Source organism: Leucobacter chromiiresistens, assembly GCF_001477055.1.
Lineage (GTDB): Bacteria > Actinomycetota > Actinomycetes > Actinomycetales > Microbacteriaceae > Leucobacter > Leucobacter chromiiresistens_A.
Genome location: NZ_LDRK01000062.1, coordinates 1 through 22,071, shown reverse-complemented (window position 1 = coordinate 22,071; position 22,071 = coordinate 1). Strand labels below are relative to the sequence as shown.

At 69.6% G+C, this 22,071-nt stretch carries 19 protein-coding genes and 1 tRNA gene; 11 read left to right on the top strand and 9 right to left on the bottom strand.

What is annotated here, in order from left to right; all coding sequences use genetic code 11:
* Positions 1-69 precede the first annotated feature (69 nt).
* The 6 genes from mnmA (at position 70) to gatB (ending at position 7,871) form a co-directional block, all read left to right on the top strand.
* Positions 70-1,236, top strand: a complete 1,167-nt coding sequence (mnmA, locus tag NS354_RS09530; protein ID WP_241490468.1) for a tRNA 2-thiouridine(34) synthase MnmA — start codon at positions 70-72, stop codon at positions 1,234-1,236.
* 29 nt (positions 1,237-1,265) lie between these two features.
* Entirely contained in the window at positions 1,266-3,635 is a 2,370-nt protein-coding gene (gene ligA, locus NS354_RS09525) for an NAD-dependent DNA ligase LigA (protein ID WP_058594278.1), read from the top strand.
* A 122-nt stretch (positions 3,636-3,757) separates the two neighbouring features.
* On the top strand, positions 3,758-4,396 hold the full coding sequence (locus NS354_RS09520; protein WP_058594277.1) for a DNA-3-methyladenine glycosylase I: 639 nt from the start codon (positions 3,758-3,760) through the stop codon (positions 4,394-4,396).
* 75 nt (positions 4,397-4,471) lie between these two features.
* Positions 4,472-4,792: an Asp-tRNA(Asn)/Glu-tRNA(Gln) amidotransferase subunit GatC gene (gatC, locus tag NS354_RS09515; protein ID WP_058594276.1), complete on the top strand. Its 321-nt coding sequence runs from the start codon at positions 4,472-4,474 to the stop codon at positions 4,790-4,792.
* An 8-nt stretch (positions 4,793-4,800) separates the two neighbouring features.
* The gene (gene gatA / locus NS354_RS09510; RefSeq protein ID WP_058594285.1) at positions 4,801-6,351 is read left to right on the top strand and encodes an Asp-tRNA(Asn)/Glu-tRNA(Gln) amidotransferase subunit GatA; all 1,551 of its coding nucleotides are present in this window, start codon (positions 4,801-4,803) and stop codon (positions 6,349-6,351) included.
* Positions 6,351-7,871, top strand: coding sequence for an Asp-tRNA(Asn)/Glu-tRNA(Gln) amidotransferase subunit GatB (gene gatB / locus NS354_RS09505; protein WP_058594275.1), 1,521 nt, complete (start codon positions 6,351-6,353; stop codon positions 7,869-7,871). The genes gatA and gatB overlap by 1 nt, the downstream gene beginning before the upstream one ends.
* 139 nt (positions 7,872-8,010) lie before the next feature.
* Here the strand turns inward: gatB and glpK are convergent, their stop codons facing one another.
* The 3 genes from glpK to NS354_RS09490 form a co-directional block, all read right to left on the bottom strand.
* A complete protein-coding gene (gene glpK / locus NS354_RS09500; RefSeq protein WP_058594274.1) occupies positions 8,011-9,525 on the bottom strand; it encodes a glycerol kinase GlpK in 1,515 nt (504 codons plus the stop codon).
* A 37-nt stretch (positions 9,526-9,562) separates the two neighbouring features.
* Positions 9,563-10,324, bottom strand: coding sequence for an MIP/aquaporin family protein (locus tag NS354_RS09495; protein WP_058594273.1), 762 nt, complete (start codon positions 10,322-10,324; stop codon positions 9,563-9,565).
* Between the two features lie 98 nt (positions 10,325-10,422).
* Entirely contained in the window at positions 10,423-12,144 is a 1,722-nt protein-coding gene (locus tag NS354_RS09490) for a glycerol-3-phosphate dehydrogenase/oxidase (RefSeq protein ID WP_058594272.1), read from the bottom strand.
* A gap of 79 nt (positions 12,145-12,223) precedes the next feature.
* Between NS354_RS09490 and NS354_RS09485 the strand changes: the two genes are divergently transcribed.
* Complete coding sequence (locus NS354_RS09485) at positions 12,224-13,219, top strand: sugar-binding transcriptional regulator (RefSeq protein WP_058594284.1); 996 nt, start codon at positions 12,224-12,226, stop codon at positions 13,217-13,219.
* Between the two features lie 26 nt (positions 13,220-13,245).
* Entirely contained in the window at positions 13,246-14,463 is a 1,218-nt protein-coding gene (gene dinB, locus NS354_RS09480) for a DNA polymerase IV (RefSeq protein ID WP_058594271.1), read from the top strand.
* A gap of 14 nt (positions 14,464-14,477) precedes the next feature.
* Here dinB and NS354_RS09475 read toward each other — a convergent pair whose 3' ends face one another.
* From NS354_RS09475 to NS354_RS09465, 3 genes are read right to left on the bottom strand one after another with little or no spacing between them, the layout of a single operon-like run.
* Entirely contained in the window at positions 14,478-15,101 is a 624-nt protein-coding gene (locus tag NS354_RS09475) for a DUF2017 family protein (RefSeq protein ID WP_058594270.1), read from the bottom strand.
* Positions 15,098-15,397: an ATP-dependent Clp protease adapter ClpS gene (clpS, locus tag NS354_RS09470; RefSeq protein WP_153002168.1), complete on the bottom strand. Its 300-nt coding sequence runs from the start codon at positions 15,395-15,397 to the stop codon at positions 15,098-15,100. The genes NS354_RS09475 and clpS overlap by 4 nt, the downstream gene beginning before the upstream one ends.
* Complete coding sequence (locus tag NS354_RS09465) at positions 15,397-15,744, bottom strand: metallopeptidase family protein (RefSeq protein ID WP_058594268.1); 348 nt, start codon at positions 15,742-15,744, stop codon at positions 15,397-15,399. The genes clpS and NS354_RS09465 overlap by 1 nt, the downstream gene beginning before the upstream one ends.
* A gap of 143 nt (positions 15,745-15,887) precedes the next feature.
* Between NS354_RS09465 and NS354_RS09460 the strand changes: the two genes are divergently transcribed.
* The gene (locus NS354_RS09460; RefSeq protein WP_193750751.1) at positions 15,888-18,212 is read left to right on the top strand and encodes a bifunctional diguanylate cyclase/phosphodiesterase; all 2,325 of its coding nucleotides are present in this window, start codon (positions 15,888-15,890) and stop codon (positions 18,210-18,212) included.
* A gap of 10 nt (positions 18,213-18,222) precedes the next feature.
* On the opposite strand, the gene NS354_RS09455 is transcribed toward NS354_RS09460, so the two are convergent.
* Complete coding sequence (locus NS354_RS09455) at positions 18,223-19,041, bottom strand: hypothetical protein (protein WP_058594266.1); 819 nt, start codon at positions 19,039-19,041, stop codon at positions 18,223-18,225.
* Between the two features lie 352 nt (positions 19,042-19,393).
* Between NS354_RS09455 and NS354_RS09450 the strand changes: the two genes are divergently transcribed.
* Together NS354_RS09450 and NS354_RS09445 are read left to right on the top strand one after the other, a co-directional pair.
* Positions 19,394-20,143 (top strand): hypothetical protein, encoded by a 750-nt coding sequence (locus tag NS354_RS09450; protein WP_241490467.1) that lies wholly within the window; start codon positions 19,394-19,396, stop codon positions 20,141-20,143.
* Positions 20,140-21,081 (top strand): ThiF family adenylyltransferase, encoded by a 942-nt coding sequence (locus NS354_RS09445; protein ID WP_058594264.1) that lies wholly within the window; start codon positions 20,140-20,142, stop codon positions 21,079-21,081. Before NS354_RS09450 ends, NS354_RS09445 begins: the two co-directional genes overlap by 4 nt.
* 112 nt (positions 21,082-21,193) lie before the next feature.
* Here NS354_RS09445 and NS354_RS09440 read toward each other — a convergent pair.
* Both NS354_RS09440 and orn read right to left on the bottom strand, forming a co-directional pair.
* Positions 21,194-21,269, bottom strand: a tRNA-His gene (locus NS354_RS09440).
* A gap of 115 nt (positions 21,270-21,384) precedes the next feature.
* Positions 21,385-22,026 (bottom strand): oligoribonuclease, encoded by a 642-nt coding sequence (gene orn / locus NS354_RS09435; protein WP_082678006.1) that lies wholly within the window; start codon positions 22,024-22,026, stop codon positions 21,385-21,387.
* Positions 22,027-22,071 lie beyond the last annotated feature (45 nt).

The following is a 22,071-nucleotide window of genomic DNA, read 5'->3' as shown; positions in this document are numbered from 1 at the left end:
GACCCGGTCCGCCACCGCCGGCCGCTGCTCGTCATCGACGCGCGCCCGCGCAGCGACTAGAATGCTCTGGTGAAGATTTTGGCAGCGATGAGCGGCGGCGTCGATTCGGCCGTCGCCGCTGCTCGCGCCGTTGAAGCGGGCCACGATGTCGTCGGAGTGCACCTGGCGCTGAGTCGGATGCCCGGCACGATCCGCACCGGCTCCCGCGGGTGCTGCACGATCGAGGACGCGATGGACGCCCGGCGAGCGGCGAACCTCCTCGGCATCCCCTTCTACGTCTGGGATCTGAGCGAGCGGTTCACGGAGGACGTGGTCGACGACTTCATCGCCGAGTACGCGGCGGGCCGAACTCCGAACCCCTGCATGCGCTGCAACGAGAAGATCAAGTTCGCCGCGCTGCTCGACAAGGCGACGGCGCTCGGCTTCGACGCCGTGGCCACGGGCCACTACGCCACGCTCATCCCCGGTGCGCATGGACCGGAGCTGCACCGCGCGAGCGCGTGGGCGAAGGATCAATCGTACGTGCTCGGCGTGCTGACGGAGCGGCAGCTCGCGCACTGCTACTTCCCGCTGGGCGACACGCCGTCGAAGCAGCTCATCCGAGCGGAGGCGGCCGAGCGCGGCCTCCAGGTGGCGCAGAAGCCCGACAGCCACGACATCTGCTTCATCCCCGACGGAGACACGCGCGGCTGGCTCTCGGATCACGTCGACCGCTCGCCGGGAGACATCCTCGACGAGACGGGAGCGGTGGTGGGGAGCCATGACGGCGCGCACGGCTACACGGTGGGCCAGCGCCGCGGCCTGCAGCTCGGCCGCCCGGCTCCGGACGGGAAGCCCCGGTACGTGCTGTCGATCCGACCGGTCTCGAATCAGGTCGTCGTCGGACCGAAGGAGCGGCTCGAGATCTCGAGGATCGCCGGCGGCCGTTTCAGCTGGGCGGGCGAGCCCGGCTTCGATCCCGCGGAGCCGTTCACCTGCGATGTGCAGATACGCGCGCACGCCGACCCGGTTCCCGCACTCGCGCGGCTCGCCGCCATCCACGACGACGAGCGCACGGAGCTGCATCGCGCGGATGCCACGCACGAGGTGGTCGTCGACATCGACCTGGAGCACGCGGAGCCGTTGGTCGGCGTCGCCCCCGGGCAGACCGCGGTGCTCTACGTCGGCACGCGCGTGCTGGGGCAGTTCACCATCGATCGGGCAGTGCCCCTCGAGGCGGCCGCAACCCGCTCCTGAATGTCGGTCGGCGCTCATACACTGGAGTCGTGAGCACGAACGCGCAGCAGATCCCCGAAGATTTCGACGCCGCCCGGGAGGAGTCGGAGCGCCTCGCCGAGCAGATCGAGCGCCTGCGCGTGGCCTACTACTCCGAAGCCGCGAGCCTCGTATCCGATGCGGAGTACGACGAGATGTTCCATCGGCTGGAGGCCATCGAGCGCGCGTTCCCCGAGCTCGCGAGCCAGGACAGCCCGACGCGCGAGGTGGGCGCGGCCGTCGTCTCCGCCGGCTTCCCCGAGCACCAGCACGCGGAGCGGATGCTCAGTCTCGACAACGTGTTCTCCGTCGAGGAGTTCCGCGACTGGGCGGCGAAGGCCGCCGCCGCGGCGGGGCGTCCCGTGCGGTGGTTGTCGGAGCTGAAGATCGACGGTCTGGCGATCAGCCTGGCCTACCGCGACGGGGTGCTGGAGACGGCGACGACGCGGGGCGACGGGCGCGTGGGGGAGGACATCACGGAGAACGTGGATCTCATCCCGGTCATTCCGCGCACGCTCTCGGGCAGCGGCTTCCCGGCGTTCTTCGAGGCGCGCGGAGAGGTCTTCCTGACCGGGGAGAACTTCGATGCGCTCAATGAGCGGCAGCACGAGCTGCAAAAGGCGTTCGTCGCCGAGCAACTGGCCAAGGGGCGTGCCGTCGAGCAGATTCCGGTGCGGTATCCGGAGTTCGCGAACGCGCGGAACACCGCGGCGGGAAGCCTGCGGCAGCGGGCGGAGAAGAAGACGGAGTCGGAGCTCGCACTGATGCGGGATCGGCTCGGGCGCCTGTCGCTCTACGTGCACGGAATCGGCGCGTGGCCCGACCCGGCGATCGCGAATCAGTCGGAGGTCTACGAGCTGCTGGCCGGCTGGGGGCTTCCCGTCTCGCCGCACTCGCGCGTCTTCGACACGGTCGACGAGGTCGTGGAGTTCATCGAGGACCGGGGCGAGCACCGCCACGACGTCGAGCACGAGATCGATGGAATCGTGGTGAAGGTCGACGAGCTCTCGCTGCACGGCGAGCTCGGCGAGACGAGCCGGGCCCCCCGCTGGGCGATCGCCTACAAGTATCCTCCGGAGGAGGTGCACACGCGGCTGCTCGACATCCGCGTCGGGGTGGGTCGCACCGGGCGCGCCACTCCGTACGCGGTGATGGAGCCGGTGAAGGTCGCGGGGTCGACCGTGCGCCAGGCGACGCTGCACAATCAGCAGGTCGTGCAGGCCAAGGGGGTGCGCATCGGCGACACCGTGGTGCTGCGCAAAGCCGGTGACGTGATCCCCGAGGTGCTCGGGGCCGTCGTCGAGCTGCGCGACGGCGAGGAGCGGGAATGGCGGATGCCCGACACCTGCCCCGAGTGCGGCACCCCGCTGCGCCCGATGAAGGAGGGCGACATCGATCTGCGCTGTCCGAACGCCCGAGACTGCCCGGCGCAGGTGCGCGGCCGCGTCGAGCACATCGGCTCGCGCGGGGCGCTCGACATCGAGGTGCTCGGCGAGATCACGGCGGCGGCCCTGACGCAGCCCGAGGCGCCGTCGGTGCCGCCGCTCGAAACGGAGGCGGGCCTCTTCGACCTCACGCTGGAGCAGATCGTGCCGATCGTCGTGATCGTGCGCGACAGCGAGACGGGCGAGCAGCGGATCGACGAGACGACGGGCGAATTCGTGCGGCGCGCACCGTTCCAGCGCGTCACGCTCGAGTACCCGCCCGCCGCGGCGGGGCTCAGCCCCGCCGAGCGGCGCAAGGCGGGCCTGCGCAAGAACCACCGCGTGGTGCACCCCTCGCGAGACGCCGAGACCTTCCTCGCCGAATTGGAGAAGGCGAAGACGAAGCCGCTGTGGCGGCTGCTGGTCGCGTTGAACATCAGACACGTGGGGCCGGTCGCGGCGCGCGCGCTCGCCGACTGGTTCGGGTCGCTCGACGCGATCCGCGCGGCGTCGCAGGAGGCGCTCGCGGAGGTCGACGGAGTGGGGAGCATCATCGCCGATTCGCTGACGGCGTGGTTCGAGGTCGACTGGCACCGGGAGATCGTGGAGCGCTGGACGGCTGCGGGCGTGCAGTGGGCGACGCCCGGGCACCCGGGGCCGGGCGCCGCGTCCGCTGAGGGCGTGCTCTCCGGCCTGACCGTCGTCGCCACGGGGTCGCTCGACGGCTTCACCCGTGAGGGCGCCACCGAGGCGATCATCGCCGCAGGGGGCAAGGCGGCGTCGAGCGTCTCGAAGAAGACCGACTTCGTCGCCGCCGGCCCCGGCGCCGGCTCGAAGCTGGCGAAGGCGGAAGAGCTCGGGATCCCCGTGCTGGATGCGGCTCAGTTCGCGCTCCTCGTGTCGGAGGGACCGCAGGCGGTCACGGAAGGCGCACGTTCGTCCACAGGCGACGAATAAGAACAAAATTGCCAATCCATCCACAGTTTGTTCACGCGGAGGGAAGCGAGAGTGCGGTGCGCCTACGGTAGGAGCACCGAACGCGGTGCCGTTTCCGCGTCGATTCTTGTGAAGGAGTGCCGATGGCCGAGGATGCCGAAACCCCGATGCGAGCCGGCTGGGCCGCTCAGCACCCGCTGCTGACGGAGTACTACGACACGGAGTGGGGCATGCCGGTGTTCGACGATGACGGCGTCTTCGAGCGGCTCTCGCTCGAAGCCTTCCAATCGGGGTTGTCGTGGCTCACCATTCTGCGTCGGCGCGACGCCTTTCGGGAGGCCTTCGACGGCTTCTCCATCGAGCGGGTGGCCTGTTTCGGAGATGCGGAGGTCGAGCACCTGCTGCACGACGAGGGCATCATCCGCAACCGGAAGAAGATCGTCGCGACCATCGCGAACGCTCAGGCCGCCCTGCGCCTGCGCGACAGCGGCGGCGGGCTCGCCGAACTGGTCTGGTCATTCCGCCCGGAGCGCTCGCCCGCCCCGGCGAGCGACGACGACGTGCCCGCGACCTCCGACGAGTCGCGTGCGCTCGCCCAGGAGCTGAAGCGCCGCGGCTTCGCCTTCGTCGGCCCGACGACGGTGTTCGCGCTCATGACTGCGATCGGCATCGTCGACACCCACCTGGTGACCAGCCACCGCCGCGCCTGCTCGGGGCTCTGGACGCACGAGGGCGCCCGCACCGATGCGGCGCTGCCATTCGCGGACGCCGTGCCCGGCTGAGCGCCGCAGAGTTCTCCCCGCGCCCCGCCGATAGGATGGTGGGCGATCCCAGACGACCCCTCCCGATGGAGCAGCATGCCTGAAGCCAGCGCGGCGAGCACCGAGATCACGGCGGATACCGTCGCACATCTCGCGGGCCTCGCACGAATCGCCCTCACCCCAGACGAGATCGGCGCACTCACGAGCGACCTCGACTCGATCCTGACCCATATCGCGAAGGTCGGCGAGGTGGCGACACCCGACGTCCCCGCGACCAGCCACCCCATTCCGCTGAGCAATGTGACCCGGCCCGACGTCGTCTCCGACGTGCTGACCCGCGAGCAGGCGCTCGCGAACGCGCCGGAGTCGGCCGACGGCATGTTCCGCGTCTCTTCGATCCTCGGCGAAGAGCAGTGAGCGCGGGCATGAGCGAACTCACGCGCCTGACCGCCGCCGACCTCGCCGCACGCCTCGTCTCCGGCGAGGTCTCGTCCGAGGAGGCGACGCGCGCGCACCTCGACCGCATCGCCGAGGTCGACGACGCCCTCAACGCGTTCCTCGCGACCGACGCCGAGGCGTCCCTCGCCGCGGCACGGGACATCGACGCACGCCGAGCTGTGGGCGAGTCGCTCGGCGAACTCGCGGGCGTGCCGCTCGCGATCAAGGACGTGCTCGTCACGACCGACATGCCGGCCACGTCCGGCTCCAAGATCCTCGAGGGCTACCGGTCGCCGTTCGACGCCACCGCCGTCGCTCGCGCACGAGCCGCCGGCCTCGTGTCGATCGGCAAGACGAACATGGACGAGTTCGCCATGGGATCATCCACGGAGAACTCCGCCTACGGGCCGACGCTCAACCCGTGGAAGCTCGGGAACGTTCCGGGAGGCTCGGGCGGCGGATCGGCTGCGGCTGTGAGCGCGTTCGAAGCCCCGCTGGCGCTGGGCTCGGACACTGGCGGCTCGATCCGTCAGCCCGCAGCGCTGACCGGCTCCGTCGGCGTCAAGCCGACCTACGGCGGCGTGAGCCGGTACGGCGCCATCGCGCTCGCCTCCTCGCTCGACCAGATCGGCCCCTGCGCGCGCACGGTGCTCGACACGGCGCTGCTGCACGATGTCATCGCCGGGCACGATGCGCACGATTCCACGTCGCTCGACTTCTCCTGGCCCTCCATGGCTCGTGCAGCGCGCGACGGCTCAGATCCCGCCACGTTGCGCGGTCTGCGCGTCGGCGTGGTCAAGCAGCTCATGATCGACGGGGTGCAGCCCGGCGTGCAGGTCCGCTTCGAGCAGGCGCTGGAGCTCCTCACCGCGCAGGGTGCGGAGCTCGTCGAGATCGACGCGCCCCACTTCGAGTACGCGGTGGCGGCCTACTACCTCATCCTCCCCGCGGAGGCGTCGAGCAATCTCGCGAAGTACGACTCCGTGCGCTTCGGCCTGCGCGTCGCCCCGCAGGGCGGGGGCACCGTCGAGAGCGTCATGAGCGAGACCCGTGCGGCCGGCTTCGGCGCCGAGGTCAAGCGACGCATCATCCTGGGAACGTACGCGCTCTCCGCCGGCTACTACGACGCGTACTACGGCAGCGCGCAGCAGGTGCGCACCCTCATCCAGCGCGACTTCGCCGCAGCGTTCGAGCGCGTCGACGTCATCGCATCGCCGACGGCCCCGACTACGGCCTGGGCGCTCGGCGCGCACAGCGGCGACCCGATGCGCGACTACCTCAACGACGCGACCACGATTCCCGCGAACCTCGCCGGCATCCCCGGCATCAGCCTGCCGATCGGCACGGCGAGCGAAGACGGGCTGCCCGTCGGGTTGCAGCTCATGGCTCCGGCGTTCGAGGACGCGCGGTTGTACCGCGCCGGGAGCGCGATCGAGCAGCTCATCGCCGAACGAGACGACGCGCCCTTCTGGGCGCAGGCCCCCGAACTCGACGCGGCGTTCCTTGCTACGGCCCCGAACGGAAAGGCGGCGAACTGATGGCGAAGACCAAACTGATGGACTTCGATCGCGCGCTCGAACTCTTCGAGCCCGTGATCGGGCTCGAGGTGCACGTCGAGCTCAACACGAAGACCAAGATGTTCTCGACCGCACCCAATGTGTTCGGCTCCGACCCCAACACCAACCTGGCCCCGGTGTGCCTCGGGCTCCCCGGTTCGCTCCCCGTGCTCAACCACGAAGCCGTGCGGTACTCGATCAGCCTCGGCCTCGCTCTCGGGTGCGAGATCGCGGAGGTCTCGGGATTCGCGCGGAAGAACTACTTCTACCCCGACATGGGCAAGAACTATCAGATCTCGCAGTACGACGACCCGATCGCGCACGACGGATCGGTCGAGATCGAACTCGCCTCCGGCCGCATCGTGCACGTGCCGATCGAGCGGGCGCACATGGAGGAGGACGCCGGCAAGCTCAACCACGTGGGCGGCTCGACCGGGCGCATCCAGGGCGCCGAGTACTCGCTGGTCGACTACAACCGCGCCGGTGTGCCGCTCGTCGAGATCGTCACGCGCCCGATCTTCGGCGGCGAGGCCGACACGCCGGAGATCGCGTCGGCCTACGTGTCGACCATCCGCGACCTGGTCGTGGCGCTCGGCATCTCGGACGCGCGGATGGAGCGCGGCAACATCCGCTGCGACGCGAACGTCTCGCTGCGACCGCGCGGCAACGAGGATGCGGGGATGTCGGTGCTCGGCACGCGCACGGAGACCAAGAACGTGAACTCCCTGCGATCCATCGAGCGGGCCGTGCGGTTCGAGATCCAGCGTCAGGCGCACATTCTCGACGCGGGCGGCTCCATCACGCAGGAGACGCGTCACTGGCACGAGGACACGGGGGAGACCTCGCCGGGGCGTCCGAAGAGCGACGCCGACGACTACCGGTACTTCCCCGAGCCCGATCTCGCGCCGCTCACCCCCGAGCGCGAACTCGTCGAGGAGCTGCGCGCGCAGCTGCCGGAGCACCCGACGCTCCGTCGCCGCCGGCTGCGCAGCGAATGGCAGTTCTCGACACTCGAGTTCCAGGACCTCGTGAACGCCGGCCTGCTGTCGACCATCGAGGAGACCGTGGCGGTCGGCGTGCCGCCGCAGACCGCCCGCAAGTGGTGGACGGGCGAGATCGCGCGCATCGCCAACGAGCGGTCGGCTCCTTCGGCCGACCTGATCACCCCCGAGCAGGTCGCGTCCGTCGTCGAGCTCGTCGACGCGGGAACTCTCAACGACAAACTCGCGCGACAGGTCATCGCCGGCATCATCGACGGCGAGGGCACTGCGTCCGAGATCGTCGAGGCTCGTGGGCTCGCGATCGTCTCCGACGACGGCGCGCTCATCGAAGCGGTCGACGCGGCGCTCGCGCAGCAGCCCGACGTGCTCGCGAAGATCCGCGACGGCAAGGTGCAGGCCGCGGGAGCGATCATCGGGGCCGTCATGAAGGCGATGCGCGGATCAGCCGACGCCGCTCGCGTTCGAGAACTCGTTCTCGAACGGGCCGCGAGCGCCGAATAGGGCTCGCGGATCGCGCGGGCGCCCGGCCGGTCGCCGGTCGCCCGCGAACCCTCACCCGCGCTGCCGGTCCACCCGCAGAGACGCCGACGGGCGGCAGTTCACTCGAACTGCCGCCCGCTGACGTTCACGGGGAGCGTGCTCAGCGCACGTCCTCGTCCACCCAGTCCATCGACTTGGTGACCGCCTTCCGCCACTGACGCAGCAGACGCTCCTGCTCGGCGGAGTCGAGCTCGGGCTCCCACCGGCGATCCTCCTGCCAGTTCGCGGAGAGGTCGTCGAGGCCCGACCAGAAGCCGACCGCGAGACCGGCCGCGTAGGCCGCTCCGAGCGCCGTCGTCTCGGCCACGACGGGACGCACCACGGGCACCCCGAGAATGTCGGCCTGGAACTGCATGAGCATGTCGTTCGCGACCATGCCGCCGTCGACCTTCAGCTCCGTCAGGTCGACGCCCGCATCGGCGTTCACCGCGTCGAGCACATCGCGCGTCTGGTAGGCGACGGCCTCGAGCGCCGCGCGCGAGAGGTGTCCCTTGTTCGCGTACCGGGTGAGGCCCACGATCGCGCCACGGGCGTCGGGACGCCAGTACGGTGCGTACAGCCCCGAGAAGGCCGGCACGATGTACACGCCGCCGTTGTCGGGCACGCTGTCGGCGAGCTGCTCGACCTCGGGAGCGTCGGAGATGATCCCGAGCTGGTCCCGCAGCCACTGGATGAGCGAGCCCGTGACGGCGATGGACCCCTCGAGCGCGTAATGCGTCGGGCCGTCACCCAGCTTGTATCCGACGGTCGTGAGCAGACCGTTCTTCGAATGGATGATCTCCTCGCCCGTGTTGAAGATCAGGAAGCAGCCGGTGCCGTACGTGTTCTTCGACTCGCCGGCCGTGAACGCCGCCTGGCCGAACGTCGCGGCCTGCTGGTCGCCGAGGATGCCCGCGATCGGCGTCTCGCGCAGCAGCGAGGAATCCTCGGCGGTGCCGTACACCTCGGAGGACGACTTGATCTCGGGCAGCATCGAGCGCGGCACGCCGAACGCCTCGAGGATGTCGTCGCGCCATTCGAGCGTCTGGAGATCCATGAACAGCGTGCGCGACGCGTTGGTCACGTCGGTGACGTGCACGCCGTGCTCCGACCCGCCCGTGAGGTTCCAGATGACCCAGCTGTCGGTGGTGCCGAAGAGCAGGTCGCCCGCGTCGGCGGCCTCGCGCGCGCCCTCGACATTCTCGAGGATCCAGGCGACCTTCGTACCCGAGAAGTACGTCGCGAGGGGGAGCCCCACGATGTCTTTGAACCGGTCGGTTCCGCCGTCGGCCGCGAGGCGGTCGACGATGTCCTGCGTGCGCGTATCCTGCCAGACGATCGCGTTGTAGACCGGCTTGCCGGTCTTGCGGTTCCAGACCACTGCCGTCTCGCGCTGGTTGGTGATGCCGATCGCGGAGATGTCGTGCCGCGTCAGATCGGCGCGTCCGAGCGCGATGCCGATGACCTCCTGCACGTTGCGCCAGATCTCGAGGGCGTCGTGCTCGACCCAGCCGGCCTGCGGCATGATCTGCTCGTGCTCCTTCTGGCCGACGGAGATGATGCTGCCGCTCCGGTCGAAGATGATCGCCCTGCTCGAGGTCGTGCCCTGGTCGATCGCGATGATGTATTCGGACATGGTGTTCCTTTCGTGTCGGCTTCGTTGCTCGGGGCGCTCAGGCCGCGGCTGCGAGTCCCAGTACCAGAGGGGCGAGGAGGGCGGCGATCGCACCGCCGACGAGCGGGCCGACGACGGGCACCCATGCGTAGCCCCAGTCGCTGCCGCCCTTGCCCTTGATGGGGAGGATCGCGTGCGCGATGCGGGGCCCGAGGTCTCGGGCCGGGTTGATCGCGTAGCCGGTGGGGCCGCCGAGGGACGCGCCGATGCTCACGACGACGAGCGCGACGGGAAGCGCGGTGAGGGGCCCGAGGCCTCCGGGGACGCCGACCTGGATGTCGCCGTAATCGGCGAACGCGAAGACCGCGAAGACGAGTACGAAGGTGCCGATGACCTCGGTGATGAAGTTGCCGAAGGGGGTGCGGATCGCGGGACCGGTCGAGAACACGCCGAGCTTCGCAGCGGCGTCGGGTTCGGCGTCGAAGTGCGAGCGGTAGGCGAGCCAGCAGAGCACGGCGCCGACGATGGCTCCGAGCAGCTCTGCGGCGGTCGCGATGAGGAACTGGGTTGCGCTGATCTTGCCGGCGATGGCGAGACCGATGCCCACGGCGGGGTTCAGAATCGCGCCCGAGTACGCGGAGCCGAGCACACCGACGAACACGGCGAGGCCCCATCCCCAGTTGACCAGCAGGAAGCCGCCGCCGTTCCCCTTCGTCTTCGCGAGGGCGACGTTGGCGACCACGCCGCAGCCCAGCAGGATGAGGAGACCTGTACCGACGAACTCGGAGAGGAAGTAGAGACCGAGATTGACATCTGGCATGTCGTCGTTGACCTTTCAGGAATGCGAGACGGATGGCTCGCGGTGGGTGTTGAGTGCGGGTGCGGGGCTTACGCGCCGCACCCGCCGGGTCGCCCCGCTCAGATATCGACGGCGGCGCCTCCGCGTTCGACGTCGATGCGGTGGGCGGTGCGAAGCAGGTGGGCGGTGCGGGAGACCTCCTCGTCGACGCGGGCGTCGTCCCAGCCGAGTGCGGGGGCGACTGCCTCGGCCGCGGCCCGCAGGCGCTCGAGGGTGAGCCCGCCGAGGAACGCGATCGCGGTGCGCCGCAGCAGCAGGTCGTCGAGGTGCACGACCTGCTCGGATGCCGCGAGATGCGCGAGCTCGGCCGCGGTGTAGGCGGGGAGCAGCTCGAGTGCCGCGTCGTGCTCGGGCGTCGCCGCCAGCACTTCGTCGGCGCGCGTGCCGTAGCGGTCGAGCAGCGCCTCGACTCGTGCGCGGTCGTTGCCGTCGGCGCGCTCGGCGACCCATCGGGTGCGCGCCGCCCGGCCCTTCGGGAAGCCCTTGCCGCCGCCGATGTCGAGGCTCTCGGTGCCGACGGTGCGGGTCACGCCGAGCAGCTCCATCGTGTCGTTCGCGAGATGGGCGGCGAGGGCGCGGAAGGTGGTCCACTTGCCGCCGACGAGACTGAGGAGGGGCACGCCGGCGCGTTCGCTCGACTCGATGCGGTAGTCGCGCGAGACGAAGCCGGGGGCGGTGTCGTCGTGCCGGGGCAGGGGGCGAATGCCCGAGAACGTGTACACGATCTGCGAGCGGTCCACCGTGATGTCGGGGAAGACGTGGGAGATGAGATCGAAGAAGTAGTCGACCTCGTCGCTCGTGCAGGCGGTCGGGGTGCTGGGATCCGCATCGATGTCGGTGGTGCCCACCAGCACGCGGTCCTTCAACGGGTAGATCAGCACGATGCGGCCGTCGGAGTGCTCGAAGAAGATCTCCCGGCCGCCGGTCGCGGCGAGCAGCTCGGGGTGGTCGAGCACGATGTGCGACCCCTTCGTGCCGCCCATGAAGCGGGTGCCCTGACCGAGCGCCTCGTTCGTGAGGTCGGTCCAGGGGCCGCTCGTGTTGAGGATCACCTTCGCGGTGACATCGAACACGTCGCCCGTGAGTTCGTCGCGCACCTGCACTGCGCCGTTGTCGAAGCCGACGGCCGGCAGATAGTTCGCCGCACGTGCACGATCGCCGCCCGCGACGAGTCCGTCGTGCAGCACGTCGAGCGCGAGCCGCTCGGGGTCGTGCATCGACGCGTCGTAGTAGGTCGCGGTGTACTTCACGTCGCGGTTGAGGCGCGGGAGTTCGCCGAGCGAGCGCCTCCGGCCTTGGAACTTGTGCCGCGGCACCTGTCCGCCGTCGCGCGAGAAGGTGTCGTACAGCGTCAGGCCGATCTTGATGAGCGCGGCGCCGCGCTCGCGCGCCTTTCCGCGGCCGTGTGTGACGAGCAGGCGGAAGGGAGCGGACAGGATGCCGGAGAAGGTGGAGAAGATGGGGATCGTCGTCTGCAGCGGTCGTACGTAGTGCGGCGCAGTGCGGAGGAGTCGATTGCGCTCGGCGACCGCCTCCTGCACCAGCCGGAACTCGCCGTTCTCGAGATAGCGGACGCCGCCGTGCACCATGTGGCTCGATGCGGAGGAGGCGCCGGAGACGAAGTCGCCGCGCTCGACGAGGGCGACGTCGATTCCCTGCAGTGCGAGTTCGCGGAAGGTCGCGATGCCGTTGATGCCGCCGCCGATGATGAGGACATCGGCGTGGGGGCGATCCCGCAGGCTGCGAACCGCGGGTCGGGTGGTCGGCGTGCGATCATTCATGGCTTCAACCTTTCGACGTTCGAGGTCAGCTTCCACCCGCTCTGCACCGAGTTGCAACCTCTTTGCACGTATGTGCATGATGTGTTCATCGAACCGAGCGAAGGGGGCAGCGGTGACGGCGCGTTCGTCCAGATCGCGGGAGGCTCTGCGAGCCGCGCAACTGTACTACCTGCAGCATCTCACGATGGAGGCGATCGCGCAGGAGATGCGCGTGTCGCGATCGTCCGTCTCACGGCTGCTCGCGTACGCGCGCGACTCCGGTCTCGTCGAGATCCAGGTCCACTCCCCGCAGGAGGCCCGGTCCCAGCTCGAGCTCCGAATCGCCGAGCGGTACGGGATCACCGCGCACGTCGTCCCCTCGCCCGCACGCGCCTCGGAAGCCGATCGGCTCGAGCGCACCGCCCGCACGGCGGCCCACCGCGTCGCGGCCGCAGTGGGAGACCGTTCGACGATCGGCGTCGCCTGGGGCGCGACGATGAGCGCCGTCGCACGGCACCTGCCCTCGAAGACCGTGCACGAGACGCGGGTCGTGCAGATGAACGGGGCCGCGAACGTGCGCACCACCGGGGTCTCGTACGCCGCGGAGCTGCTCGGCGGCTTCGGCAACGCCTTCGCCGCCTCCGTCTACCAGTTCTCCGTCCCCGCGATCTTCGACAACCCGGACACCCGCCGCGCGCTCTGGCGGGAGCGTTCGGTGAGTCGTGTGCTCGAACTGCAGGCGTCGAGCGACCTCTACGTGTTCGGTCTCGGATCGCGCATCGGCGATCCCCGCTCCCGCATCTACTCCGGCGGCTACCTGGATCGCGACGATCTCCAGGAGCTCGTGCGAGCGGGCGTCGTCGGCGACTGCGGCACCGTCTTCTACCGCAGCGACGGGAGCACCGACGGCGTGGCGTTGAACGAGCGCTCGAGCGGACCCTCCCTCGACACCGTGCGGCGCATTCCGCATCGCCTGTGCGTCGTATCGGGAGCCGCGAAGCGCGACAGCCTGCGCGGAGCGCTCTCCGCCCGAATCATCACTGAGCTCGTGGTCGACGAGGAACTCGCGCGGCTCGTCGTCGAAGCTGGCGGCTGAGCGTCGAGCGTGATGGAATAGTACACATGTTCGAGTCGCCGCGTGACATCGCCTCCGTGCTGCACGTCGACATGGACTCCTTCTTCGTGTCGGTCGAACTCCTCGACCGCCCCGAGCTCGTGGGCCTCCCGGTGGCGGCGGCGCACGACACGGCCCGCTCGGTGGTGTCGAGCGCGAGCTACGAGGCGCGGCGCTTCGGCGTGCGCTCCGCCATGCCGGTCGCCCGCGCGAAGCAGCTCTGCCCGCAGCTCGTGCTCGTCGAGCCCGTGTACGCGAAGTATCGGAGCGCGTCGAAGACGGTGATGGCGGTCTTCCAGGAGTTCACCCCGCTCGTCGAGCCGCTGAGCATCGACGAGGCGTTCCTCGACGTCGCGGGAACGGTGCGGCTCTTCGGCCCGCCCGTGGAGATCGCCCGTGCGATCCGCGAGCGCGTGCGGGAGCGTACGGGCCTTCCGGCCTCCGTGGGGCTCGCCGGAACGAAGTTCGTCGCGAAGCTCGCGTCCCAGCGCGCGAAGCCCGACGGCATTCTCGAGGTGCCGCCCCAGCGCACCCTGGAGTTCCTGCACCCCCTGCCGATCGGCGCGATGTGGGGAGTCGGCCAGGCCACCGAGCGCGCACTGCACGCCCGCGCGATTCGCACCGTCGGAGAGCTGGCGCGCGAGCCGCTGCCGTCGCTGGAGCGCATCGTCGGCGCGGCGAGCGCACGGCGGCTGCACGAGCTCGCGAACGGACGCGACGCGCGCCGGGTCGAGACGTCGCGCACCGAGAAGAGCATCGGGCACGAGGAGACGTTCGCCCACGACGTCTCCGACACGGGCGTGCTGCAGCGGGAGCTGCTGCGCTTGGCGACGCGCACGGGGGAGCGGCTGCGCGCGGCGGCCGCCGAGGCCCGCACGGTCTCGATCAAGGTGCGGTGGGGCAACTTCGAGACGATCACGCGGTCGCGCACGCTCCCCGAGGCGACGGATGCGACGCAGCGGATCTACCACACGGCGCGCGATCTCTTCGCGGCGCTGGATCGCGGGGGCCGTGCGGTGCGCCTCATCGGCGTGCGCGCCGAGCAGCTCATGCCCGCCGGGTCCGACATCGCGGCGCTCTGGAGCGAGGACGACGGCTGGCGAGCCGTCGACCAGGCCGTCGACGACGTGCGCGAGCGCTTCGGCGCGGCAGGGGTGACATCGGCGAGCCTGCTGCGGGGCCGCGGAACGGTCGTCGACCCGCGCTCACTGGAGGAGCCGGGCTGACCGGACCGACCGCTTCAGTCGTCTCGGCTCCCCGCCTCCGAACCGCGGGCCGCGTCATCATCCGGCTCGTCGTCGGCCTCGCCCGACTCGACGATCGCCAGCACCGATTCGAGGATCGCGGCGAGCCAGTCGAACACGAGGACCGTGCCGCGGGTCTCCGCGTCATCCAGGAGCCGTTGCCGATCCTCCGACCCGTCGAGCCCGATGCGGGCGGCGATCGCGAGGCGCAGCGCCGTGACGGTGCGCACCCAGGCGGGAAGCGTGGACTGCGAGATGTCGACCTCGACGAGCGTTCCATCAGCGGGCGCCCCGCCGCCGAGCCCGAGCGCCGCAGTCACATCCATCGCGTCCTGCAGCTTGCGATTGAGCAGGCCCTGCTCGGTGACGCTGCGGAACTCGCCCGACTGCGCATCCTCCGCGTACGCGTCGGGGAAGAGCCGAGCGAGAGCGGGGTCGTCGGGAGTCTCGTCGGAGCCCCCGACCTCGAGGCTCGCGAACAGCGGGTCGGGATCGAGCGCCGTGCTGCTGTGGCTCTGCAGCAGCTGGATGAGCTGCGCGACCAACTGGTCGAGCATCGCGGCCTCGTCGTGGTCGAGCAGGAGGCGGAGCCCGCGGCCGGGCAGGGGGAGGAGCTTCACAGGTCGCCCGCCTGACGCACGGTCGCCCAGAGCCCGTACCCGTGCATCGCCTCGACGTGCATCTCCATGGCCTCCTGCGACCCTTCCGCGACGACCGCGCTTCCCGCGTGGTGCACCTGCAGCATCAGCTCCTCCGCCCGGTCGCGGCTGAATCCGAAGTGCCGTTGGAAGACGAAGGCGACGTACGACATCAGATTGACCGGGTCGTCCCACACGACCGTCTGCCAGACGGGGGACTCCAGGCTGGTCGTCTCCTCGAGTCGGCGCGTGCGCGCCTCCGGCTGCGCGGTCTGCATCAGCCCCACCCGAGTTCGTGGATGCGCTCCTCGGTGATGCCGTAGAAGTGCGCGATCTCGTGCACGAGCGTCACCCGGATCTCATGTACGAGCTCCTCCTGATCGGAGCAGTGGTCGAGCAGGTTCTCGCGGAAGAGGATGATGCGATCCGGCTCCTCGCCATACCCGTACGCCCCGCGCTCGGCGAGCGAGAACCCCTCGTACACCCCGAGGATCTCACTGCCGTCGGACGGTCGATCCTCGACCAGGAAGATGACGTTGTCGAGCTGCGCGAGCATGTCGTCGTGCAGCGAGTCGAGGCCATCCGCGACCAGCGATTCGAACTCCTCGTGTGAGATGTCGAGCATGCCTTCACCCTACACAGAACGACTCCGCGCCGTCGGGGAAGATTGCGCGAAGCCGCGAGCCGCTCCCATGACATAATGAGCTGCTGCGTTCACGCATTGCCGCAGGAGGAATGCGCGGAAGCACGGGGAAGAAGGGGGTCGCAGTGCAGCGCGTCGGTGTGGCGAAGGGGGACGCGGTGTTCGCCGCGCCCTTCATGCTCTTCGCGCTCGTCGCGATCGGCACCGGCATCGCCCACCTCGTCGTGCACCCGCCCACCTCGTGGACGCTCGTGCTGGCCGTGATCGCGAGCGTGATCATCTGCGGGCCGTTCCACATCCGCATCGGCTACGACCGCGGGTTCCCGCGAGCGGGCGTCTCGATCGTCATGCTCTCCATCGATCCGCTGCACCACGCGCCGTTCATCGGAGTGTGCATCTGGGCGATGGGTGTCGTGATCGCCCAGGCGTGGTTGCGGCGCAACGTCTGGCTGGCGCTGTACACGGCCGGGCTCGCGACCGTCGGCGCGGTGGCCTTCGTCGCCGTGCGCCTCGGGCTGGAAGCGCTCGGCTTCTGGTCGCTCCCGACCTTCGTCATCGCGACCGCGACGTTCTACGGCGTCGTGCTGGTCGCCGAGTTCGCGCGCCAGTGGGGGCGGGAGGAGGTGGACCGGGGAGTGAGCGCCGCCTCGGTCAAGCCGAGCCGCGTCGGCTTCCTCGTCGTCGTGGTCTCCGTCACCGCCACGCTGATCCACTACATCGACGCGACGGTCATCTCCTGGCTCGAGAGCGATCCGGATGTCAGCCTCACTCCGTTCGTGGTGCTGCTCGCAGGCTCCCTCTTCTACGTGCTCGCCCAGCGCTCGCGCTCCGACGACATCGAGGCGCGGCTCTCGGCGGTCGTGGATGCCGCGATCGAGCTGCCGCGCGAGAGCGGGTCGTCCCTCAGCGCTGCGCTGCTCAACCGTACGCGCGGAGTGGTGCGCGCCAACAGCGTGGAGCTGCGAGACGCCCCGCCGTCCACGTATGAGATCGGAGCGCCCGTCGCGCTCGCAGCGGGATCGGAGCAGTACCTCGTTGCTTCGCGCAAACTCGGAGGCGGCGCCTTCACGCGCGACGACCAGCGCGCCATCGAGTCGTTGGCGCACCTCGCGAGCGAGGCCGCGCGCATGCAGTACGAGGTCGATTCGCTCGAGCTGCGCGCCAACACGGACCCCTTGACCGGGCTGCCGAACTACGGCGCATTCCAGCAGGCTCTGATCGAGGCGAACGAGCATCGCGCCTATCACGAGGGCATCGCCCTGCTCTTCATCGACCTCGACAACTTCAAGAAGCTGAACGACAACTTCGGGCACCGCGCCGGCGACGCGCTGCTGCGCGCGCTCGCCGCGCGTCTCGAGCGTGCCGCGGGCGGAGGCGACTTCGTCTCTCGGGTGGGCGGCGACGAGTTCGTCGTCATCTTCACGGGGCTCGTCTCCATCGACCAGGCCAAGGAGTCCGCCGATCGTGTGATCGCCGCGCTGAGCGAGCGCATGGACCTCGAGGGGCACGATCTCAGGCCCCTGGTGAGCGCGGGGCTCGCCTTCTCGAGCCACCGCGAAATCGACGCCCAGTCCCTCGTAGAGGACGCGGATCGCACGATGCTGCAGGCCAAGCGCTCCAGGCGGCAGGGGTCCGACGCCGCCGGCAGCACGGTGAGCATCTCTTCGCACCGCTCCACTCGCCTCAACGACATCGTCGCCCGCGCCATCGAGGGCAACCGGCTGATGCTCGCCTTCCAGCCCATCGTCGACATCTCGACGGGGAAGATCTGGGCGTTCGAAGCGCTCACGCGCTACGTCGACCCCGAGCTCGGCCCGATCTCCGCGCCCTCGCTGATCGCGCGGGCCAAGAGCCTGGGGCTGATGAACGCGCTGACCGAGCAGGTCATCACGAAGGCACTCCACGCCGCCGAGCAGTTCCGCGCGCTGGAGCCGAGCGTGAGCTGCGTGACCGTGAACCTCGATCTCGGCCAGATCAGCGATGCCGAGCTCGGCCCCTTCCTGCGCGACGCGGCCCGGGCGCACCCCGACGTCACCCTCTGCATCGAGCTCAACGAGCGCTCACTGCGATCCGTCACCGACGAGCTGCGGCGCGACGCCGAGAACCTGCAGACCGCGGGCCTCATCATCGCGCTCGACGACTACGGCTCCGATGACTCCTCGGTGGGGGCACTCGTGCACTTCCCGATGAACATCCTGAAGATCGACAAGAGCTTGATCGGGAACCTCGACGACTCCCGGCAGCGCGAGCTGATCAAGGCGCTCCAGGGGTTCGGCGACAGCCTCGGGCGCACGGTCGTCGTCGAGGGCATCGAGAGCGCCGCGGTGGCGGAGACGCTGCAGGAGCTCGGCGTGCGCAGCGTGCAGGGCTACTACTTCGGCCGACCGCAGTCGTTCGCGCTCACCCGCGACCGGCTGCGCCGTTTCGGCACGCGCGCCGAGATCGCGTGATGCCCGGGACTCAGTAGGACGCGTCGGCTCCGGAGGACTGGGGCGTGACGTCGACCCCCGAGCTGAGCCTCGAGATGGCCTCCGCCGCGACGAACTCCGGATCGGGCTCGACGAACGCGTCGACGACGCCCATGAAGGCGAGCGCCGAGACCGACCAGGTGTCGTCCGGCGCCGCATCGGGGCTCCCGCCCGCCGATTCGGCGGCCGGCGCGCTGAAATGCGCTCCCACGAGTGCGGGGACGGTCGCACGCACGATGCCGAGGCCCTCGATCACCGATGCTGCGGCGACGACGAAGGGCTGGTAGTCGTTGTGGAACATCGGCTTCAGGCGGTAGCCGACGGTGGGGAGCACGTTGCGGTAGAAGTTCTCCATCGTCTCGACGAATGAGAGCTCGCTGGCCTGGAGCGCATCGAGCACGCGGGAGCGATCCGCCTCGTCGGGCCACGCCATGATCGTGGTCGAGAGCGCCGCGTACGTGCGCCACTTGCTCGATGCGGTGACCACCTCGAAGTTGTACTCCGCGGCGGTGCGGATGATGTCGATGAGCACGCTGCGGCGGCCCGCGGGCGTGCGCAGATCCTCCGTGCGCATGCTCAGGTACTGCCACGTCGTGAGCAGCGTCTCCGTGTCGGCGCGGTCGATCTGCGCCTGGTTCGCGAGTTCGCAGAACAGATCGGCCATGAACGCGTTCGCGCTCGGCCACACCTGCCCGAACTGCTTCGACGAGACGCCCGCCTCGAGGCAGATCCGGTCGATGAGGTCCTGCGACACCCCGAGGGAGATCCCCACGGTTTCGACGTGCTTCACCGCGGTGAGCAGCACTTTCATGCGGGCGTCATCGAGCGCCGATCGGGAACGAACATTGTTCCCGCGGCTCCAACCGTCTCCCTGCACCTTTCCCCCAATTTCGACGTCAGTAGTGCACATATGCTAGCATCACGCCTTCGCGGTCTCGCACCACCGCGCCGCTGTCGGGCTCTGACCGGCGGTGTCCGGCGACCCGGACGGGCGGGCCGCGACTCGCCGTGCGAAACCCGCGCTGCGCGATCAACCGCGATTCGGGCACAATGAGACCTGCAGGAGTCGTTCGAGGTCACACCCGGGCATTCATGACGTATCCGCGGCGCACGCAGCCGCGCCAACAGGAGGATCCTCGGCGTTGTCCCATATCGACCGTTCCGTGACGAACCACGACGTCATCCCCGTCATCGGCTCCGCCCTGTTCGCGGAGCAGCCGACCGCGCGCATGTGCATCGGCATCATCGCGGAGAACGACGTTCCGCGACCCGGACTCGAGTCGGAGTACCGGGCGCACTTCGAGCTGCGCAAGAACGTCTACGTCGATCAGACGGGCCAGCTCGACGAGAGCGAGATCCAGCCCGACGGCACCGACCGCGACGCCGATGACGCCCGCTCGATCACCTTCGCAGTCTTCGAGAACCACATCGACGGGGTGCGCGTCGTCGGGGTCTCGCGCCTCATCGTCCGCGGCGACGAGCTCCCGCTCCCCGTCGAGGAGTTCTGCCCCGACTCGTTCGTCGACGGCGACCTGTCGCCGCGGAGCGTCGAGGTCTCGCGGGTGATCGCCCGCCACGAGCACGCCGTCATGCAGGAGCTGGTGCAGTGGCACCTGTTCGCCGTCATGCTCGCTTACGAGGCGAACCACGGCCTCGAGCGCACCTTCGCCATCATCGAGCCCTGGCTGGAGCGCCACCTGCGCGGCACCATCGCGATCTCGCGCATCGGCGAACCGCGCTACGTCGAGCACTACCTCGACTACAACCTCCCGATCGAGATCGACATCCCGCTCTCGACGGAGCGCGTGAACGACCGACAGGGCGGGATCATCGATCAGTACCGGGCCGACGACGGAGCCATGACCTACGTGGGCCGCGCCCCGAAGCGCGCGCTGAGCGAGCAGCTGCGATGACCGCTCTGGGCGTCGAGGCCCCGCAGTTCTCGAGGAACTACGGGTTCTGGAGCGAAGACGAGCAGCGCGCCCTCAACGCTGCGCGCGTCGCCATCGCGGGCGTCGGCGGCGACGGCTTTCAGCTCGGACTGAAACTGGCGCGCATGGGCGTCGCCGCGTTCAGCGTGGCAGACCCCGAGGTCTTCGAACTGGAGAATGTGAATCGCGTCGAGGGTGCGAGCAGCGCGACCATCGGACGGCGCAAGGCCGAGGTCTTCCGCGAACGCGTGATCGACATCAACCCGGAGGCCGAGGTGCGCACGTTCTTCGACGGCGTCACTCCCGAGAACGTCGCCGACTTCATGCAGGGGGCGGCGCTCGTGCTCGACGAGTCGGAGCTCACGAAGCCCGAGATCGGATCGCTCATCGCCCGGCGCGCGAGGCTGCAGGGCATTCCCGATCTCCTCGTGATGAACGTGGGCTTCGCCGCGCAGGTGACCTCCTTCGCGCCGGCGTCTGCGTGGACGTTCGAGCGCTTCATGGGGTTCGACGCGGAGATGCCGCTCGACGAGATCGCCGACGCGGGGGTCGACTTCGCGCGGTGCCTGCCCTACATCCCGCCGTACACCGACCTCCGCTCGCTGCGAGCCGTCGAGGGGGAGGGGGGCGAGGCTCCCGCGTCGCTCCCGTCCATCTCGATCGGCGTCGACGCGGCGTCCGCCATCGGCAGCGCGCAGGCGTTCCTGCATCTCACAGTCGGGGTGTCGAACCGTCGCCGCTCGCCCGTGTGGGCGCCCCGCGTCGCCTACACCGACGCCTACCGTCTGCGGACGCGCATCGTGCGGGCCGGGCGTGCGCGGCATCTCCGCGGGCTGCTCGTCGCCGCAGCGCGCCAGCAGCTGCGGCTCAACCCGCTCGGCAGCTACACGCTCGCCGACATCGCGCGTCGCCGCGGGTAGGCGGGGCGCGAGGCGCGGTCGGCCGCAGGCCGCGCCGAACGCGGTGCTCCCACGAACGAGGCCCGCCTCGCGCCGGATCTGAATCCGTGTGCGAGGCGGGCCTCGATTCACTTGGGGTGGCTAACGGGACTTGAACCCGCGACCACCGGCACCACAAGCCGGTGCTCTACCGACTGAGCTATAGCCACCATGCTGACCTGACTCGCGTGAGCTCGCCGGGCAACCTGATCATCATAACCCACCCACCGGCTTCAATGCCAAACCGGCCGGCCCGGCGCGCGCGTCGCGCGCGCCGCAGCCCGACTACTGCGCCTCGTCTCCGTGGACGAGCGTCGCAAAACGCTCCGCGGCGCGCTTCGCGTGCGATCCGGCCGCCTCCTTGTCGGGACCGGGCATCGCGACCATCACCGCATCGCGGAAGTACGCGAGCTCCTGGATGGACTCGGCGATGTCGGCCAGCGCGCGGTGCCCGCCGGTCTTCTCGGGCGCGCCCGAGTACGCCGCCGGGTACCAGCGGCGGCTCAGTTCCTTGATCGTGGAGACGTCGATGCTGCGGTAGTGCAGCCGCTCCTCCAGCACGGGGAGGTACTTCGCGATGAAGCGGCGATCCATGCCGATCGTGTTCCCCGCCACGAGCGGGCGCCGGCCCGCGGTGACGAAGCGCTCCAGATAGGCGATGACCCGGCGCTCGGCCTCCTCGAGGCTCGCGCCCTCCGCGATCCGGGGGAGCAGGCCCGACTTCTCGTGCATCGATCGCACGAAGTCGTTCATGTGCTCCAGCGCCGCCTCGCCCGGGTCGATGACGATCTCGAAGCCGGCGTCGAGGGGGGTGAGATCGAAGTCGGTGACGATGACCGCGATCTCGCACAGCCCGTCGCGGTCGACATCGAGCCCCGTCATCTCGCAGTCGATCCAGACGATCTGGTCAGCCGGCGTATTCGCCACAGTTGCTCCTCGGGTGCCGTGTCGTGGTGCGGGCGCGCGCCCGCA

Coding starts and splice junctions, on each gene's coding strand:
- NS354_RS09445 (WP_058594264.1), top strand. CDS start 20,140: ATGACCGCTCTGGGCGTCGAGGCCCCGCAGTTCTCGAGGAACTACGGG.
- NS354_RS09495 (WP_058594273.1), bottom strand. CDS start 10,324: ATGCCAGATGTCAATCTCGGTCTCTACTTCCTCTCCGAGTTCGTCGGT.
- gatA (WP_058594285.1), top strand. CDS start 4,801: ATGAGCGAACTCACGCGCCTGACCGCCGCCGACCTCGCCGCACGCCTC.
- clpS (WP_153002168.1), bottom strand. CDS start 15,397: ATGCAGACCGCGCAGCCGGAGGCGCGCACGCGCCGACTCGAGGAGACG.
- NS354_RS09520 (WP_058594277.1), top strand. CDS start 3,758: ATGGCCGAGGATGCCGAAACCCCGATGCGAGCCGGCTGGGCCGCTCAG.
- gatC (WP_058594276.1), top strand. CDS start 4,472: ATGCCTGAAGCCAGCGCGGCGAGCACCGAGATCACGGCGGATACCGTC.
- NS354_RS09465 (WP_058594268.1), bottom strand. CDS start 15,744: ATGCTCGACATCTCACACGAGGAGTTCGAATCGCTGGTCGCGGATGGC.
- glpK (WP_058594274.1), bottom strand. CDS start 9,525: ATGTCCGAATACATCATCGCGATCGACCAGGGCACGACCTCGAGCAGG.
- dinB (WP_058594271.1), top strand. CDS start 13,246: ATGTTCGAGTCGCCGCGTGACATCGCCTCCGTGCTGCACGTCGACATG.
- gatB (WP_058594275.1), top strand. CDS start 6,351: ATGGCGAAGACCAAACTGATGGACTTCGATCGCGCGCTCGAACTCTTC.
- NS354_RS09490 (WP_058594272.1), bottom strand. CDS start 12,144: ATGAATGATCGCACGCCGACCACCCGACCCGCGGTTCGCAGCCTGCGG.
- NS354_RS09485 (WP_058594284.1), top strand. CDS start 12,224: ATGTGTTCATCGAACCGAGCGAAGGGGGCAGCGGTGACGGCGCGTTCG.
- NS354_RS09455 (WP_058594266.1), bottom strand. CDS start 19,041: ATGAAAGTGCTGCTCACCGCGGTGAAGCACGTCGAAACCGTGGGGATC.